The organism is Rhizobacter sp. P2_H2 (assembly GCF_056403375.1).
Window position 1 is genome coordinate 1 of record NZ_JBFUFP010001515.1, and the last position, 978, is coordinate 978.

1 protein-coding gene and 1 pseudogene are annotated in these 978 nt (G+C 68.3%); both read left to right on the forward strand.

Translation table 11 applies throughout. The features are described 5' to 3' along the window. Positions 1–373: pseudogene (locus AC1D15_RS34375) on the forward strand (threonine synthase); the annotation flags it as partial. Positions 374–380: 7 nt separating this feature from the next. Next, positions 381–911, forward strand: coding sequence for a molybdopterin-guanine dinucleotide biosynthesis protein B (gene mobB, locus AC1D15_RS34380; RefSeq protein ID WP_047511998.1), 531 nt, complete (start codon positions 381–383; stop codon positions 909–911). The last annotated feature ends 67 nt before the right edge of the window (positions 912–978 follow it).

Below are 978 nucleotides of genomic sequence, written 5' to 3' on the forward strand. Positions count from 1 at the left end.
CTTCTCGATCACGCCGGACGAGTTCGCGCGCATCGCCGCCGACGGCTTCGTCTCGGGCCACAGCACGCATGCCGATCGGCTCGCGACGATCCGCCTCGCGTACGAACGCTTCGGCACGATGATCGACACGCACACGGCCGACGGATTGAAGGTCGCGCTGGAGCACCTCGACCCGGCGGTGCCGATGATCGTGCTCGAGACCGCGCTGCCGGCCAAGTTTGCCGACACCATCATCGAGGCGCTGAACCGCCAGCCGGCCCGGCCGCACCAGCTGAACGGCATCGAGGACCTGCCGAAGCGCTTCGAGGTGATGCCGGTCGATGCCGAGGCGGTCAAGCGCTACATTGCCCAACGCGTCACGGCCCACGTCTGAGCGCGCCATGAAAGTCATCGGCTTCAGCGGCTACTCGGGCTCCGGCAAGACCACGCTGGTCGAGCAGCTGATCCCGCTGCTGCGCGCGGCGGGCCAGCGCGTGTCGGTGGTCAAGCATGCGCACCACGATTTCGACATCGACCAGCCGGGCAAGGATTCATACCGCCACCGCCAGGCCGGCGCGTTCGAGATCGTGATCGCCTCCGACCGGCGCCTCGCCAAGATCCGCGAGTACGAGCAGCTGGCCGAGCCGACGGTGCACCAGCTGATCGCCGAGTTGGTCGAGTGCGACTGGGTGCTGGTCGAGGGCTTCAAGCATGCCGACCTGCCGAAGATCGAGGTCTGGCGCGCCGCCACCGGCAAGCAGGCCAACTACCCGACCGATCCGTTCATCGTCGCGATCGCGACCGACAGCGCCGACCGCCTGCCCGAGCCGACCTCGCGCCCGGTGCTCGACCTGAATGACCCTGCCGCAGCAGCCGCGTTCCTGCTCGCCGATGCTTCGCGCTATGACTACCAGTTCCCCGCCATCCCCTGATCGCGCCAAGGCAGCGCTGCTGTCGCTCGACGACGCACTGGCACGCCTGCTCGCCGCGGTGCAACCG

Excerpts from the sequence above, each read along its gene's own strand:
- mobB (WP_047511998.1), top strand. The coding sequence starts at position 381 with ATGAAAGTCATCGGCTTCAGCGGCTACTCGGGCTCCGGCAAGACCACG.